Annotated in this window: 21 protein-coding genes; 3 read left to right on the forward strand and 18 right to left on the reverse strand. The window is 65.4% G+C overall.

Annotation, left to right across the window (positions count from 1 at the left end):
* The 4 genes from G0D83_RS21370 to G0D83_RS21385 all read right to left on the reverse strand — a co-directional run.
* A partial coding sequence (locus G0D83_RS21370; RefSeq protein WP_164196255.1) for an NlpC/P60 family protein occupies nt 1-290 on the reverse strand: 290 nt, incomplete at its 3' end.
* Nucleotides 291-293: 3 nt separating this feature from the next.
* Entirely contained in the window at nt 294-764 is a 471-nt protein-coding gene (locus G0D83_RS21375) for a DUF1833 family protein (RefSeq protein WP_164196714.1), read from the reverse strand.
* Nucleotides 761-1,111, reverse strand: a complete 351-nt coding sequence (locus G0D83_RS21380) for a hypothetical protein (RefSeq protein ID WP_164196715.1) — start codon at nt 1,109-1,111, stop codon at nt 761-763. The genes G0D83_RS21375 and G0D83_RS21380 overlap by 4 nt, the downstream gene beginning before the upstream one ends.
* Before the next feature lie 4 nt (nt 1,112-1,115).
* The gene (locus tag G0D83_RS21385; RefSeq protein ID WP_164196716.1) at nt 1,116-2,861 is read right to left on the reverse strand and encodes a hypothetical protein; all 1,746 of its coding nucleotides are present in this window, start codon (nt 2,859-2,861) and stop codon (nt 1,116-1,118) included.
* Nucleotides 2,862-3,145: 284 nt separating this feature from the next.
* Here G0D83_RS21385 and G0D83_RS21390 point away from each other — a divergent pair, with 284 nt between their 5' ends.
* The gene (locus G0D83_RS21390; protein ID WP_164196717.1) at nt 3,146-3,403 is read left to right on the forward strand and encodes a hypothetical protein; all 258 of its coding nucleotides are present in this window, start codon (nt 3,146-3,148) and stop codon (nt 3,401-3,403) included.
* A 311-nt stretch (nt 3,404-3,714) separates the two neighbouring features.
* Here G0D83_RS21390 and G0D83_RS21395 read toward each other — a convergent pair whose 3' ends face one another.
* Genes G0D83_RS21395 through G0D83_RS21410 form a run of 4 tightly spaced genes read right to left on the reverse strand, consistent with a single transcriptional unit; the run spans nt 3,715 to nt 5,480 of the window.
* Nucleotides 3,715-4,101, reverse strand: a complete 387-nt coding sequence (locus G0D83_RS21395; protein WP_164196718.1) for a hypothetical protein — start codon at nt 4,099-4,101, stop codon at nt 3,715-3,717.
* A 10-nt stretch (nt 4,102-4,111) separates the two neighbouring features.
* A complete protein-coding gene (locus G0D83_RS21400; RefSeq protein ID WP_164196719.1) occupies nt 4,112-4,588 on the reverse strand; it encodes a hypothetical protein in 477 nt (158 codons plus the stop codon).
* A 17-nt stretch (nt 4,589-4,605) separates the two neighbouring features.
* Entirely contained in the window at nt 4,606-4,995 is a 390-nt protein-coding gene (locus G0D83_RS21405) for a hypothetical protein (RefSeq protein WP_164196720.1), read from the reverse strand.
* A 2-nt stretch (nt 4,996-4,997) separates the two neighbouring features.
* Nucleotides 4,998-5,480: a hypothetical protein gene (locus G0D83_RS21410; RefSeq protein ID WP_164196721.1), complete on the reverse strand. Its 483-nt coding sequence runs from the start codon at nt 5,478-5,480 to the stop codon at nt 4,998-5,000.
* A 193-nt stretch (nt 5,481-5,673) separates the two neighbouring features.
* Here G0D83_RS21410 and G0D83_RS21415 point away from each other — a divergent pair, with 193 nt between their 5' ends.
* Together G0D83_RS21415 and G0D83_RS21420 are read left to right on the forward strand one after the other, a co-directional pair.
* Nucleotides 5,674-5,976 carry a type II toxin-antitoxin system HigB family toxin gene (locus G0D83_RS21415; protein WP_095880503.1) on the forward strand — a complete coding sequence of 101 codons (303 nt, stop codon included), beginning with the start codon at nt 5,674-5,676 and terminating at the stop codon, nt 5,974-5,976.
* 11 nt (nt 5,977-5,987) lie between these two features.
* Entirely contained in the window at nt 5,988-6,365 is a 378-nt protein-coding gene (locus G0D83_RS21420) for a type II toxin-antitoxin system HigA family antitoxin (RefSeq protein WP_164196722.1), read from the forward strand.
* Here G0D83_RS21420 and G0D83_RS21425 read toward each other — a convergent pair.
* The 10 genes from G0D83_RS21425 to G0D83_RS21470 form a co-directional block, all read right to left on the reverse strand.
* The gene (locus G0D83_RS21425; RefSeq protein WP_164196723.1) at nt 6,362-7,432 is read right to left on the reverse strand and encodes a phage minor head protein; all 1,071 of its coding nucleotides are present in this window, start codon (nt 7,430-7,432) and stop codon (nt 6,362-6,364) included. The two genes, G0D83_RS21420 and G0D83_RS21425, sit on opposite strands and share 4 nt — an antisense overlap.
* Nucleotides 7,432-7,815: a hypothetical protein gene (locus tag G0D83_RS21430; RefSeq protein ID WP_164196724.1), complete on the reverse strand. Its 384-nt coding sequence runs from the start codon at nt 7,813-7,815 to the stop codon at nt 7,432-7,434. The genes G0D83_RS21425 and G0D83_RS21430 overlap by 1 nt, the downstream gene beginning before the upstream one ends.
* Nucleotides 7,812-8,225: a hypothetical protein gene (locus tag G0D83_RS21435; RefSeq protein ID WP_164196725.1), complete on the reverse strand. Its 414-nt coding sequence runs from the start codon at nt 8,223-8,225 to the stop codon at nt 7,812-7,814. The genes G0D83_RS21430 and G0D83_RS21435 overlap by 4 nt, the downstream gene beginning before the upstream one ends.
* Nucleotides 8,225-8,584: a hypothetical protein gene (locus G0D83_RS21440; RefSeq protein ID WP_164196726.1), complete on the reverse strand. Its 360-nt coding sequence runs from the start codon at nt 8,582-8,584 to the stop codon at nt 8,225-8,227. The genes G0D83_RS21435 and G0D83_RS21440 overlap by 1 nt, the downstream gene beginning before the upstream one ends.
* Nucleotides 8,585-8,645: 61 nt before the next feature.
* Complete coding sequence (locus tag G0D83_RS21445) at nt 8,646-9,704, reverse strand: major capsid protein (RefSeq protein WP_164196727.1); 1,059 nt, start codon at nt 9,702-9,704, stop codon at nt 8,646-8,648.
* 13 nt (nt 9,705-9,717) lie between these two features.
* Nucleotides 9,718-10,161, reverse strand: coding sequence for a hypothetical protein (locus G0D83_RS21450; protein WP_164196728.1), 444 nt, complete (start codon nt 10,159-10,161; stop codon nt 9,718-9,720).
* Nucleotides 10,162-10,165: 4 nt separating this feature from the next.
* Complete coding sequence (locus G0D83_RS21455; RefSeq protein ID WP_164196729.1) at nt 10,166-11,308, reverse strand: hypothetical protein; 1,143 nt, start codon at nt 11,306-11,308, stop codon at nt 10,166-10,168.
* A gap of 10 nt (nt 11,309-11,318) precedes the next feature.
* Complete coding sequence (locus G0D83_RS21460) at nt 11,319-12,698, reverse strand: anti-CBASS protein Acb1 family protein (RefSeq protein WP_203595635.1); 1,380 nt, start codon at nt 12,696-12,698, stop codon at nt 11,319-11,321.
* Nucleotides 12,695-14,173 carry a PBSX family phage terminase large subunit gene (locus G0D83_RS21465; RefSeq protein ID WP_164196730.1) on the reverse strand — a complete coding sequence of 493 codons (1,479 nt, stop codon included), beginning with the start codon at nt 14,171-14,173 and terminating at the stop codon, nt 12,695-12,697. The genes G0D83_RS21460 and G0D83_RS21465 overlap by 4 nt, the downstream gene beginning before the upstream one ends.
* Nucleotides 14,142-14,654, reverse strand: a complete 513-nt coding sequence (locus G0D83_RS21470; RefSeq protein ID WP_164196731.1) for a terminase small subunit — start codon at nt 14,652-14,654, stop codon at nt 14,142-14,144. The genes G0D83_RS21465 and G0D83_RS21470 overlap by 32 nt, the downstream gene beginning before the upstream one ends.
* Nucleotides 14,655-14,753 lie beyond the last annotated feature (99 nt).

Genomic DNA, 14,753 nt, shown 5'->3' on the forward strand with positions numbered 1-14,753 from the left:
GTGTGGAGCATATCTGTCGTGTTGAGGGCATAGCCCAGGTGCAGCGGGCGCCCCGCCATCATGAAGAGCAGGGCATCGCCCTCCTCCGCATCCTCGACCCGCCGGAACCGCGGGCGAAGCTCATCCACGGCGCCACGCCGCAGCGCCTCGGTCATCGTGCAGGCGGGATCAGGGATCACCACCCCGCGCCGGGCGAGGTGCAGGGCAATAAAGAGCCCGAGGCAGTCAAAAGCGGTCGGCCCCCGCCCCCGCACCGCGTAAGGCAGGCCGATCCAAGCATCGGTCCACATGGATCAGAAGAGCGCCGGCGTCGTACCGGGGGTCATTTCCAGATAGCCAAACTGCTCTTGCAGGATCGGCTCGATTGTCATCACGCCGCTGATGGTCAGCGCGTCGTATTCGATGCCGGTGATCTCGACCTCGAACGGCCCAACCTCGATGACGTCTGGATGCGAGGTCAGCACGTAGACCACGCGGCCCAGCACCTCGCCGGTGATCGCCCGGAACTGGCCGATGATCTCGCGCGAGACGTTCGACGCGGTCCATTTGAGCACGGGGAAGCCCTTGTCGCGGTCATCCGGCAGCGTGATCTGGAACGGGAACGGCAGGTATTCTTCTCCGCCGTGGGTCAGAGGCTCGGTGTCCCGCACCAGGCAGACCGGCTCGGGCCAGTCCGGATGCGTTAGCTTCACCAAGGGCACCAGCACTGCGCTGCTCTCGCCCGCGTAGAGCTCACTGAGCAGGCGGTCCGTGATCGGCCTCATGGCAGGATCTCCAATTCTGCGGTGATGGCGAAGTAAGGCCAGACCCGTTGGACGCTGTAACTTCCGACGAAGCGGAAAGTCCTAGTCACGCCATCAAATGGATCGGTCGCGGTGAAGCTGAGCGCGCCCTCCCCGATCACGTTCGAGAAGAATGCCTCGAAGGCGACGAGCTCCGCGTCCGTAATCGCCTGGATTACGCCTGCGCGCCTCTTTGGGGCTGAGCTGGTGCGCCTGCGCACTTGATCCGGCCCCATATCCATTTGCGACCGGATGACCGCGCCTTGCGGCCCTGTCCGGGTTTCATCCGCGCTTTCGAAGAAAGGTAAATCCGAAGGCCATGCAGGCATTTCATTAACTCCGTGGCCGGCCCCTAAGGCCGAAGGATCGGTTCATAGCGCCATCGGCGCCGCCGCTTTCGATGAACTCCTCGAACTTCCGCTCCATCATCACCTCGATATCAATGCCGCCTGATTTGCGGCGCGCCGTCGCCGTCGTCCCCGGCGGCGTCTTGATATTCACTTGGACGTCGCTACCGCCGCCGCCCAGCTGGTGGTTCGGAACCACAACGCCGGAGGAGGTCGGAACCATAATCTCAGGTCCCTTTTCGCCAATCAGATACGCGCTGTTGGCGTTCACTGGCCCGCCCATGGCGCGCTTTCCGCTAAGACCTTCTAGAATTGAGCCGACAAAGGTGCTGCCCGGGTCCACGCCTTCAGTCGAAAGCCCGAGAGCCTTCAGGATGCCGAACTGGGCTTGCACCTTGGCGAACTCGATGAGCGCATTCGCGGCCCAGTCCGAGATCGAGGTGCTGTTGTCGAAGAGCGCGTCGGTGAAGCCCGCCACGCCGTCCTGCATGGTTTGCAGTCGGTCGGTGCTGCCGTCGAGGTCAGCAATCGCCTTCTGGTGCGCCTCGTCGACCATCGCCATGCCGACAGCGAAATCGACGGCGGTGATCTTGCCGGCCTTCAGCGCGTCGTTGAGGATCTGCTGGTTGTCCGCGTATTCGGCATTGGCGTCCGCCAGCGGGTCGAGGCTGCGCTTCAGGCGCTCGTAGGCGTCCGCGGCCTGCTGCGCCTCGCGCGCGGCCTTGTCGGCGGCGCTCGTGCCGGAGCGGCCAGTGCGGGTGCTGCGCGGAGGCTTCCATCCCTCAGCCTGCGGCGGCAGGAGGCCGTCGCCTTGCAGGCTTACGTCGTAGAGGTCGAGGCCGCCGCCGCGAGGGGCGCGGGTCATGCCAGGGCCGATGGCGGCCAAGTCTTGCGCCTCACGATACGCCTGCCAAGCAGCGGCCGAGTTCTGCATATTGGTCGCGAGGCGAGCCGCCTCATCTGCGGCATAGGAAATCGGCGGGGCAATCTCAGTGCGCGAAAGCTCTAGGGCCTGAAGCGCCGCCTGGAAGAGTTGATCGTAGAGCGCCTTGCCCTCGTCCTCGGCGTTGGAAAGGTTCGCGGACGCTTCATCAATGAAGACCACAAGGTCTCGCATCGCATACGCCCGAGCACGGGCCCCCTCCGCCTGATCGAACTCGGCAAACCTTGCCGCAATCTCGCGCGCAGCTTCCTCCGTCACGCCAAGGCTATCTGCGAGATCGTCCATACCTCGCGACACGTCCCGCATGCTGGCCAACTGGTCCCGCATCTCACCGATAGCATCATTGTTCCGGCGGAACGCCTCATCCGAAACCATCGTCTGCGCGCTGAGCCGGTCGATCTCGGCCTGAAGCTCAGCCGCAGCCGCCCGCGTGTCCCTGATCTGCGCCGGGTCCAGACCGAGAGCCCCACCCGCGCCAAGCTCGCTGGCTACCGTTCGAGTAACCGCCCGCATCGCCTCATTGGCGCGGAGTTCGGCAATCTCGCGTTCGATCTGGAACAACTCCCGAGCCTGCGCAGCCATCTCGCCATACTCGTCGCCAAGCATGAAGCTCTGGCTCGTTTGCTCGTTCGCGTCGATGTAGCGTTTGGTGGCCGCCGTGAGATTGTCGAGTTGGTCTTCCAGTTCCTTGCCAGCCTCGGCCGAGTCAAAAAGCGACATCGCCATGGGCCCCATGACCGCGACGACACCACCGGCCAAGACGCCCCAAAGCCCGAAGACCGTCAGCATGTCCGCCGCCTGAATCGACAGAGCTCCCATGTAATCGCCGGTCACGGCGCCCTGCTGCCCCACCTGGTTCAGCTGGTATGCGAACATCTTCGCGTTGTGCTGAGCCTGCGGCGACATCGTGGAGAAGCTCTTGGTGGCCTTTGTCACTCCATCGATTTCTTTTCCGGTAACGACAGCCTGGTCTCCGAGGCGATCAAGGTCCGTCGTCGCCTTGACGACTCCCCGGCTGTCGGCCGAAATGCCGAGACGTGCGATATCTGTCATTCTAACCTCGGAGATTTTTCATGCGAGCACTTGCAGTTGCAGCGGCTCTTCTTGCGACACCCGCGCTGGCACAGCAGGCGGCAATCCTTGATTTCAATGGCTTCACTGTGAAAGTGCAGGCTCAGCAACAGGAAGTCGGCGGGATCAGAAAGCCGACGCAGGCGTTGGCAGATGCCCTAGCCGAAGACGCGTGCGCCTCTGTCAATAAGACAGCCCACTACCAGCTGTACCAGACGGACAAGGGGTTCGAGTTCCTAGTCACCTACGTCTGCCTGTGACATCGGATGCATGGCAAACGGGTCTTCCCCGAAGCTCGTGCCCTCAAGGTATGACGCCGACATGTCCCGGATCAGGTTCCGCTCGGCCTCGTTCGCCCAAGGCGCTGCCAGGGTGATTTCGTAGTATGGGACCGGCGACAGCCCCATACCGCTTGAGTGCGCCGGCCCCACGCGCGTGAAGAGCGCGAGATAGTCAGAAGCGGCGGGATGGACTTCGGGCAGTCTGCCCTTCCCGCCGCTCTTCTGCATCCTGTTCTGCTCCCAGCCCTTCGGGCGCGCGTGCAGATAGCCGAGGCAGCGAGCCCAGAAGTTCAGCTGGTCTCGGCACTCGCGAAAAAACTCGAACGGTCTCCGGCGAAGGCTTCGATCTGCTCGATCACCCAAACCCAACCGGGGTTCGCCATCAGGTCGCGCAGCTTCTCCACGGTTCCAGTATCGCCCGACCCACCACGAAGGCCGATGAGAGCGGTCTGAGCGCGCACGAGGCGCATGCGTTCGAGAACGGCCACCGCCGCGTCTTTGTCCTTTGCCCGGCCCGCCCGGCGGCGAAGCTCACGCTCGGCGGTCTCCACTTCCTCGGAGTCGTAGCCCTGCACCATCGGGAAAACGCCGAGCCCCTCCCCGGTGCCGGGGTGCTTGAGTTCGAATTCAGCGCCTTCGGTGACGGCGGCGCGGAGGTCAAGTTTCGACAGGTCCATGATCTACCCCTTACGCCGGCTCGGTCGCATCGACGGCGGGCGCGTTCTGCCGGAACCCGACCTGGAAGCCGCGATAGCTCGTCGTGTTGCCTTGGTTGCGCTGGTAGCTGTGCGCCACGCCCTGCGAGTAGGTCACCGGATCACCGGTCGTCAGCGCGTTGGCCACCCCTGTGCCGTAGCCGATCTTCACGGCGATTTTGCCGGGGTAGCTCTGTGCTGCGGCAATGAGAGCAGCCTGCCCCGCATCGTTCGGTACGTCGCGGAACTGCGCTTGGGAATCCATCCCAGTGCCTGCGCCTTTGACTGCGGTGGTGAAGCCCGTGGTCAGGTCGGGAACGTCGATCATCGCGTCCGTCTTGCCGAGCTGCGGCTCCTGAATGGGGCCTTTGACCTCGAGCCAGGTAAGAGCCTCGTAGCCCGCCGCGTCGTTGGTCGCGGGCAGCGTGGTGCTGATGAAGATCGTTGCGCCGATATGGGACTCGGTCATGGTCTTTCTCCTTGGGATCAGAAGATGAAGGTGGCCCGGATCACAACCGGGATAGAAAGAACGCCGTCGGTTACCGGCAGCGAGGGCCGCACATCAGGCGCGCGGTCGATCTTCACGCCGTCGAACTTCGCACCCGGCGGGAAGCGGGCTACGAGAGCGGCGACAAGCGCGTCACTCTCGATGAAGTACTGACCCGCGGGCCAAGCCTTGGTCTCGACGCGCACGACGATCTCTGGGAAAGCGCGGGTCTTGCCGGTCATGTCTGCCGGGGTCTGCGCGCCGCCGGCGGCCTGCACGACGTAGCGCGGGAGGCCCTTGCCCTCGCCATTGGGCAGCACGATGTTGGGCGGGTCGGTCATCGTGACCACCCGACGGATCAGGGCCTGGTGGCCCGCGGTGATGCTCATGATCAGTCCTCGAAGAGCCGAGCGTTTTGGTCGACGATGACGCCCCAGTTTTGGACCGCGTTGCGGACGAAGAAGCGCCCTGGAACGTCGACATCGCCTCCGGCGTATTGGCTATCTGCGTCGCCGTTGTCGTCGCGCGTCCGGAAGCCGTATTCCATCGGGCGGGCGTGCGGCGCGGTGAACACCACCTCGGCCGCGCCGCCGAGCTGCAGCGTGCCGAGCGAGGCAACGAAGTCCGGCGGCGCGTCATTTCCCCCCTGCCCGGTGATCGCGCCGTTCACGCTCACCTCAACGCTGTTGATCAACTCGCCCTCGTCCACGGGCACGTAACCCTCCTGGAAAGTGCCACCGGTGTCCTTCACGCTGGGCTGGCGGCGGGTCATTAGCTCGCTCACGTCCTGCACCGAGGCCTTGAAAACGAACTCCATATTGGCCTTGGCCTTCTCGGTCATGCGGCGGACGTCGGCGGCAAAGTTCTGCGTCATGCCTTCCTCCATGCGTCTTGTGCGGCTCCCGGAGGAACCGCCCTGTTGTGCTGCCGTTTCTGTCCTTTCAGGCCCGCTTGGCCTCTATATCGGCCATCCCGAACTCAGCTGCATAAGACCTTAGGCAGTCACATTTGACTTGAAACTCGCACGCGCCGGCGTATATTCCCAATACGGGAACACAAGGCCAGACATGCGGATCATCGCAAGAAACACCATCGTAGCTTTCGGGAACACGCACCCGGCAGCTCGTGCTTCGCTGGATCACTGGTATCGTGTTACCGCCGCTGCCGAATGGGCGACGACGAGCGACGTACAGGCCTCTTTCTCCAAGGCCAAAGTTCTGAATGCCGAACGTGTCCGCTTCGAAATCGCCGGTGGTGACTTCCGCCTGATCTGCGCGTTCGACTTCCGGCGCAGCGTGGCATTTATCAAGTTTGTCGGCACTCATGCCGAGTATGACCGCATCGACGCCCTAACGGTTTCGCAGTTCTGAAAGGATTGGATATGAGCATTCGCCCCATCCGTACCGAAGAAGACCACCGCGCTGCTCTTGGCCGGATTGAAGCCCTTTGGGGAGCTGAACCCGGGACCGCTGACGGCGACGAACTTGATATCCTTGTGGACCTCGTGGAGCACTACGAGGACAAGCACTTCCCCATGCCGGAGGTCGACCCTATCGAGTTCATCCGCGCCCACATGGACGCTACTGGGCGCAGCCAGGCTGATCTCGCCAACCTATTTGGTTCTCGGCCCCGCGCTTCCGAAGTGCTCAATCGCAAGCGCGCACTGACTGTGGACATGATCTACAAGATCACCAGAGAATGGCACGTTCCAGCTGGCTGCCTTGTGAAGCCGTATCATCTGAACCTTGAGCCAGCCTAAGCCGCCAGTCCGTCCTGCTCTCGACGCCACAGCATCACCGCCTTCCAGTCAGTGCGGAACCGCGCCGAGCATCGGCAATTCACCGTCTCGGCCGCCGGCGCGTTCTCATCGTGCGGCCAGCGCATCAGAGCACCGGTGACGGGCGAGACGAAGAACTCCCCCCATTTGATCGTCTGGCCGTTCAGCGCCCGGTGGCTGTCCCGCGTCCGCGGCCCCGGGGTGGCGTCCCAGGTAATGGTGACGTGCTCGGGGAGGATTTCCCCGCGCTCGATCATCTGGACCACGCCCTCGGCGCGCCCGGCGTTCATGGCCCGGCTCCCTTCGGACCGACTGATGGTCTTCGCCCGGGCCCGCAGGAGGCGGTCTGAGTAACGCCCGGTGATGCGCTCGATGTCGGCGGCGCTCAGCGGCTGGCCCGCCTCGATCGCCTTGCGCACGACGCTGTCGAACCGCTTGTCGCGCAGCGTGCGGGCGAAGTAGCGGACGTCTAGCGTCTCGAGTTCGCCCCGGGCGCCGCGCACTGCCCGCGCCTGCCGGGAATGGAGCCCGATCAGCGCGCCGGTCTTCTGGTTGCCATCGGTGCGCCCGAGCAGCTCGCGCGTCACGCGGCGGTAGGGCCGTGCCTGCTCGACTGCCTCAGTCAGCGTCTCCCGGATCAGCTTCTCGGTGTCGTTCGTGATCTCGGTGATCAGCGCCGCGCTGTGCCTGCGCGTCCACGCCTCCGCGTTCGGGTGCCGCCCGTCGAAGCGAATGATCAGCGGCCCCTGCGAGCCTGTCGAGACGCGCTTTGGGAGGTTGGACAATTGCCATACTCCCCCCTGGTAGAACGCCTCGGAAATGGCCCGATCGAGCGGGGCGAAGAACTCACTGCCCAGCTGGATGGCTGCGATCACCTGCTGCACGCCGCCGGCGATGTCGCCGGTCTCGATCGCCCGCTTGATCGCCTCGTCGATGGCGCGGGCCTGCGCGGTGCTGCGGATGTCTTGAATGGCGCGCTCGAAGGCGTCGCGCAGCTGGGGCGCGACCTTGTCGAGTTCTGCGAGGAAGGCAGCGCGCGTGTCGGCCATCAGTCCTCGCCCTTCCGTGCCTGGCATTCCCAGTACAAGACCACGCCCCCCGGCTGGATCGCATCCACGTTGACGATGCTGAAGGTCTTGCCCGCTACGGTCAAGGCGTCGCCGTTGCGCGGGTCGGTCTCCGCGTCTGGGGCGATCATCGCCTTGACGTCCTGAGCGGAGATCTGGGTGCCCTCTCGGTCCCGGGCGCTGTACTGGTCGAGAACCACGGTGCAGGCATAGTCGGTCGCGCCGCCCGGCGTCGGCGGATAGGTGGTCTCGTCGGCGCCGGTCACACGGGTGATGGTCCCCACCAGCGGCACCCCGCCGCCCGTCTCGGCCCCTGCCTCCGCGATCGCGGCAGCCACCTCCGCGGCGATATCCGCCCCGCTCACAGGCCCGGGCTCCGGCCGATGCTCATCAGGAACGCCGGGGTCTTCCCGCGCTCGAGCATGTAGGGATAGAACATCGCTTCGATCGTGGTGCTGATCGGGGTGGCCGCCTCGGCCCCGCTCGCGTCGCCGCGCACGGTCCACTGGATGCTCCCGACCTTGGTCAGCACTTTCTGCTGGTCGGCGGTGTACGTCTTCGAGAAGAAGCCCGGGTTCGCCAGCTCCAGCTTCGCCGCCTCGTACGTGGCCTCGTCGACGACCTGCTCGGGCGCCGAGGAGGTCAGCCGGTTGAGGTAGAACCGCGCGACGTAGTCGGACCCGCGCACCAGCGCCGCGGCGCTGTCGGCGTCATCCGCGACCGTGTCGCCCCGCGCCGCGGCGTAGTCGATCCATCCCTCAACCGTTGCCGTCATCAGCCGCGATCCGCCTTCACGAACTCAGCGATGCCCGGCCAGAGCTGGTCGCGCTCGGCTGCCGAGAACTTGGCGACGCCTTCGTCGAGGAGGGCGTTGATCTCACGGACATCCGGCACGCCCTCTGCGCTGAAATGCTCGTCGTCCAGCACCTTCGCGGCCTCGGCCAGCAGCGCCTGGCGCTCCTGCGCGGAATCCTGCACGGCACCGGTGGCCGGGTTGGTCACGGCGACACGCTCGGTCACGACTCGGCCCTTGTTCAGCAGGAAGCCGGGCACCTTCTCGCCCTCGAACTCGACGATGTCGCCGACCTTCTGGCCCTCGACGCCCTTCTTGGTGATCTCGAACTTGGTCTTCATGAGGAGACTCCTTTGCATGACCTCTGGCAATGAGCCGGGCGGACCCGGCCCATCACAGAGGTCACGACGAATGCGCGATACCGCAGTTGCCCTCGGCGTCGGTTTTGATCTCGAGCGCCTGCGCCGCCATGACGACAAAGTTGTAGTCGTCCTCGGGGTTAGCGCGGAACTGCTGGCGGGTAGCCATCGGCATGGCGTTCAGCACTTGCACGACGCGGCGGTCCTTGACGACGGCGAAGATGGTGTCGGCCGGCACGTCCGAGGCCGGGATGACCTCGCGGACGCCACCGTTCTCGAGCACGCGCTGCGCGATGGTCTTGTTCGGGTAGGCCGCCGAGAAGTCGGTCTGGGTAGCGTAGAACCAGTCGTCCCAGTTGACGTAGAGGGTGGCCGGCACCCGGTAGTTGTCGCCGTGCAGCAGCTTCAGGGTCGCGTTCACGTCGCCCAGCCACTCGGCGCCGGTGCAGGCCGAGAGGTCGTTGGTCGTCGAGCGGGTGTTGCGGTTCGGGTGGTTGCCCAGACCGTACAGCTGGTCGCCGCCGACGACGATCTGACTGTTGCCGTTGATCGCCATGCCCTCGAGCATCTTCGCCACCTTGAACATGGAGTTCCGGCGGGCGGCTCCGTCGAGCTGGAAGCCCTCCGACTGGGCCGCGGCCATCTGACGCCAGCCGAAGCTGAACGTGCTGTCCACGATCGGCAGCGGGGTGCCCTGGTAGGTGATCTGCGGCTGGTCGGTGCGGGCCTTGGAGCGACCATCCATCGAGACATGCGCGTCGCCGGAGTCGCTGATCTGCTGGAAGTAGTGGACCAGCTTGCCGATCGGCATGGGCATGCCCACCGAGCCCGCCAGGTCACCGAAGACGGCCAGCACCTCGCGCTGCACTTCGATGCCCTCGCGGTCCCAGATGCCCCAGACGTCGCGCGGCAGCGCCGACGCGTTGCCGATGACGCCGGCAGCGTTGCCCAGCATCTCTTCGAAGCTGGTATCCCGGCGGGCGGCGGCGGCACGGTTGGCCGCGATCACGCGGCTCTGCTCATCCGTCGCGAGCGCCAGGCGGTCGGGGATATCCACGCCGCTCTCGGCGCCCATCGGGTGACGGGAGTTATAGACGAACATGTGTGCGTCCTCCTTATGCTGCGGCGATGTTGAACGAGTTCGCGATGCGAACGTCGTTCAGCGTGCCGGCGGTGATTGCGCCCGCCACGCCCTCGAAGAACGCGACGACGCGTTGCCCGGCAGCAGCGGCGGTGAGGTAGCCGGACGCGCCGATGGTGAGCGGAGCACCCTTGGCGTAGGTCGCGGCTGCGAGGCGGGTCTGGTAGATCTCGCCGGGGCGCGGGCGGTAGGCCACGCCGGTGTCACCCGAGGCGTAGGCATCGCCGACGCCCTGATCGTAGAAGCGGCGGTTCGAGAGGATCAGCAGGTCCGCCTCGATGTCGGCCGCCGTGGCGACGGTGAGGGCCGTGGCGCTCTCGGTCACGAGAATACCCGGCAGGTAGGCGCCGGCCACGGTCTTGTCGGAGACGGTCTCCGGCTCGTCCTTGATCGGGCCGCGGTAGATGACGTTCGCCATGGGATTAGGCCTCCTTCTGCTTGGCGGCGGCGTTCAGGCTGAAGCCATCCCACTCGTCCTTGTCGCTGGAGCCGCCGAACGCGCCGTTCAGCGCGGCGGCCTTGCCAGCCGTGGCCTTGGGCGCCAGGGCGCGCAGGGTGTTCAGCGGGGTCGCCTTGGCGGTCTCCTCGTCGAGGATGTTCGCCTTGACCACCTTGGCCTCAAGCTCCGCCTTCTCGGCGTCCTCCTTGGCCTTGTTGGCGGCGTCGAGCGACTCGACGTGGTCCTTCAGCGGCTTCACCGCCTCGCCCACCGCATTCGCGATGGTCTCGCCGATCTTCGACAGGCCTTCCTCGATGGCGTTCACCTTCGCGGAAAGCTGCTCAAGCTGCTTGTCGTCAGCCATGTCTGCTTCTCCTTGATTTGCAGAGGGTTCCCGCTCTGAGGCGCCCGGCAGGGCATCCATGATGGCGGATTTGATGCGCTCCCAGGTGGAAGCGCGCTCGCGCCGCTCAAGCGCACTGAGCAGGTGCATCCCGGCCCAGTCGAGTTCCTGATCGGCCATGTCGATGGCCGAGTTGATGACCTCGAGTTCCTCCGCCTGGCCGGCAGAGTTGACGAACATGCCGACGCCCTGATCGGGGGTGGCCGCACCCTCCTCACCCAGCAGGATCGCGTCGTGGTCGAAGTCGATGTCCCGGGCGATGTGCTTGTAGGAAACGTCGCCGTTGGCGGCCTCGAGGTTGCACAGCAGGCCGGTTGAGGTGTGGATCGGGTCGCCCTTGTCGACCGCCTCCAGTACCGCCTTGCCGCGCTCGGACTGGTTCGCCGTCTGCACGTCGATCACCTTGTCGAGGAGCACCCGCCCGCCCTCGCGGCGCGCGTTCTCGTTCCAGGCGCCGATCCAGCCGATGTTGATGCCCTCGGGGTCGCGGGCGCTGACAAACTTGCCGTTGATCAGCGGGTGACCGGCAGGCGCCGGCGTGCGGTTCAGGCTGGCGAAGCTCTTCTCGATCTCGTCGGCCGGGTAGAGGATGTTGTTCATGACCACGTCATCGGGCAGCGTGGCGCTCGGCACGATGATCACGTCGCGCCCGTTGCGCTTCTCGCGGCGGGCAGCTTTCGTATTGGCCAACGCGCGGACGTTGACCCGAACTCGTTTCGTCATGGGGAAGCTCCTATTCCTCGCCGTCGTCGGGCGGGTCCAAGTCCGCCTCGTCGTCATCGGGCAGCGCGTCGGCGTCGCTCAGGGGCTCCTTGCCGACGGTCTCGCGGATTTCGTCAGAGGTGAACACGATCTCGCCCGAGCCCGTGCGGGAGGCGCGCTCGTTGATGCTGGCCATCTTGTCGGCGCGGTCGATCTTCTCGCCGATGCTGGCCTCGGTCAGGTCCGCCCACTGCAGGAACCAGTCGCGCTCGGGCAGGATGCCGAAGCGCTCCAGCCGGTTCACGAATTCCATGATGGCCGGGATCACCCGGTCCGACCGGATGCCCATGCAGGTTTGCGACCACTCGTCGGCGTCCTCGGTGCTGGCGCGCTCGCCGGTCTGCATGCCGGTGAGGATCTTCTTGGGCATCTCGATCGAGGCGGCGAAGTTCTCCAACGCGCCGGCCCGGAAGTGCTCGGGAATGGGCAGGGTGATGGCCAGCGTGTCGGCTTTCATGCCCTGCAGCATCAGGCTCTGGTCGAAGCCCTTCTGCCAGTTCTCGGTCTGGGTGTTCAGCGCGTCGGCGATCTCCGACACGTCCACGCCCATGGCCTGAGCCATCTGGGAGAGCTGGGCATCCTTCTCGATCGAGAAGACCGGCGCCGACTTGGCATTCTTCCAGAAGCCCTCGCCCCCGGCGCCGGTGATCTTCTCCAGCGTGAGGAGGTCGTTGAACCCCGGCTCCAGCATCGAGCGGCCATGGACGGTGCCGTCCTCGGACCAGACGATGACGCGATCGGGGTGGACCTCGAAGGCGCGGTTGCGGCCCTGCGCGTCGTTGCCCACCTCGGCCTCGTTGAACGAGAACATGGTAGGCTGGCCATAGGTGTCGGAGGTCTCGTCGGTGTCCCACGTGGAGACCTTGAGCTGCCCCTCCCACGCGGGGATGATCTCGACCAGGCCGTCGAGCCCACCGCCGACGCGATCGACTGGCTCGGCGAAGCGCTTGTCGTCGGCCAGCCGGAGGATCACCCCGGCGTAGCCGCCCACCATGCTCCGGCGGTCGGCCTCGGCGAGGCGCTGCCAGACCCGGAGGTCGGCGAAGCGCTGCCGGATGTCCGACTCGACGGCGGTCTCCTTGTGCGCTTCCTCGCGCTCCATCAGGAACGGGTGATCCTGCCAGACCTTGCGGGCGGTCTTCTTCACCGCGGCGCGGGCGAGGCCGTTCCGGCAGTACATCGCGTAGAGCAGGTCGAAGGTGACCTCGTTCGGCCAGCCGAAGTCCCGATAGTGGTTATGTTTGGCCTCTTTGAAGTAGCCCGGGAACATGGTCGACATGCGCCGGCTGGCGGCATTGGCGAGCAGCGCCAGCGCGTTCACGATGGCAGAGCGGTCTTTCTGGTCTGTCATCGGTTGCCTTTCAGTTTCGCCCGGGCCGCGGAGCTCAGCAGCATCTGGACCGTCGGGGCCGATTGGATCGGCGCGAAGGCCATGACGAACGCGTCGGCCTTGTTCGGCGAGGCGACGTCACGCTTCGCCAGGTCCTTCTTGCTCTCGACCTTGGAGCGTCCGGCGTTGTCGACGTCCTTGCGGGGCGTGGCCAGCTCGTCGATCAGCTGGTCGAGGTGCTCGCACTCGCTGCTGATCGCGATCAGGTCGGCAGCGTCGTACTGGTGCCCCTTCTCGACCGCGTTGAAGGTGTTGCGGAGGCGGCGGGCGATGTCCCACCAGGCCTGCGCCTTCACGTTGGCGTAGAAGTCCTTGTTGGTCGGTGCGTTCGGGTCGGTGTCGTGCGGGTCGACCCGCGCCTCTGGGTTCAGCACCCCGCCCCCGGCGTTGAAGCCGCGGTAGGTGACCCGGACGGCGTGCTCCTCGTTCAGGGCGGCGAAGTGCGCGCCCGCGAAGGCGCCGACGCCGATGCTGTCGAAGTCGATGTCCGCGCCGGATTCCCGCGCCAGCCGGTGGACGCGCCCGGCGGACTTGAGCAGCTCGTCCTCCGCCGCCTTCCACTCGTCGCACTGGAGCGCGAGGAAGCCGTGGGCCATCACGGTGGCGCAGAGGTCCGCGCCGCTGTCCGCGATGTCGAAGCCCACACGCTTGCGACCGGCGGGCTCCAGCCCGAGCTTCTTGTGCGCGTCGATCGCGGCCATGAGCCACGACCGCTTGATGATGACCGCGTCGTCGTCCTGGCGGGGCTCGCCGTGGTAGATGTGCCGGTACTCTTCCTCGTCCTCGGCTCGCTTGCGCTCGATGACCTTGACGATGGTGTCCGAGAGGAAGGGGTTTTCGTCGTAGTTGATCAGCCGCTTGATGGTGGCACCGACGACGCCCTTGATCTTGCCGCTGATGACTGCGCTCGGCGTGCCGGTGATGAATTTGCGGTAGACGAAGTCCGAGGCCAGCCGCGGGTTGAAGATGATCCAGAACTGGGAGCCCTCGCCCCGGAGGGTGGGCTCGAGGATTTCCCACTGCTCGGCGGTGAGGTTGTGCGCCTCCTCGATCCAGCAGATATCGATGCTCTCGAGCGACTTGATTTCGTCGATGTGCCGCCAGAGGCCGTAGAACATGAACTCCGCGCCGGTCAGCTTGTGCCGGATCGAGTTCTCGGTGATGACGAAGTGATCCCGAAGGCCGAAGCGGTCGATCTGGATCTTGAGCAGCGTGTAGACCGACTCCGCGATCTTGTTCTGGAACTGGCGGGCGCACAGCACGCGGATGCGGCACTGCGTCGCCAGGAAGACCGCGAACCCAGCCGCGTCCCATGACTTCGAGCTGGACCGGCCCCCGTAGAGGACGCGTTCGCGGGCTGGTGTGAGCCAGAACTCTCTCAGGACCGGGTTCAGTGTGGGTGCGTCATCCCCCTTTGCCGCCGTAGAAGTCTGCAAGGGTCCGCACCTCCACCGGGCCGCCGTTCGGGCCGGAGTGCTCGTTCTTCTCCGCCAGCCCGAGCTCGCGCGAGATGATGCTCGGGTTCAGAAGATCGGCAGCTGCTCCAGTGAACTTCTGCTCGTAGATCACAGCTTCGACGCGGCTGATCATCTCGACAAGATCGGGCCGGTAGAGCGCGTGCCCCTCGGTCTTCCAGCCGCGCCAGGTCTCCGAAGCGATGTCGAGGAACAGGCAGAGACCACTGATGGTCATGGCCCGCAGCTTGGGTAGCTCAGCGAGCGTCACCCTGCCCTCGTAGCTAAAGGCCTTGGCCTCCCGCAGCGGGTTCCCCTCCACCCACGCGAAATACTCGACGCAGGCTTCCCAGAGTGTATCAGCGTCCGCGAAGGTCGGCTTGCGCCCGTGGCTGCTGCGGGCTTCCCAGAAGCGGTGGCCAGGGAGGAAGCGGCCGGTGTCGGGGTCACGTTGGTCTGACATCTATGCAGCTCGCCGATGGATTTTCTTTGGCTCACCAGACGGATGCGGCCGTGCCAGAGAGAGTTAATATCGCTTTGACCGAAGCCCAAGGCCTATGCC

It is taken from the genome of Salipiger sp. PrR003 (assembly GCF_010500785.1).
GTDB lineage: Bacteria > Pseudomonadota > Alphaproteobacteria > Rhodobacterales > Rhodobacteraceae > Salipiger > Salipiger pacificus_A.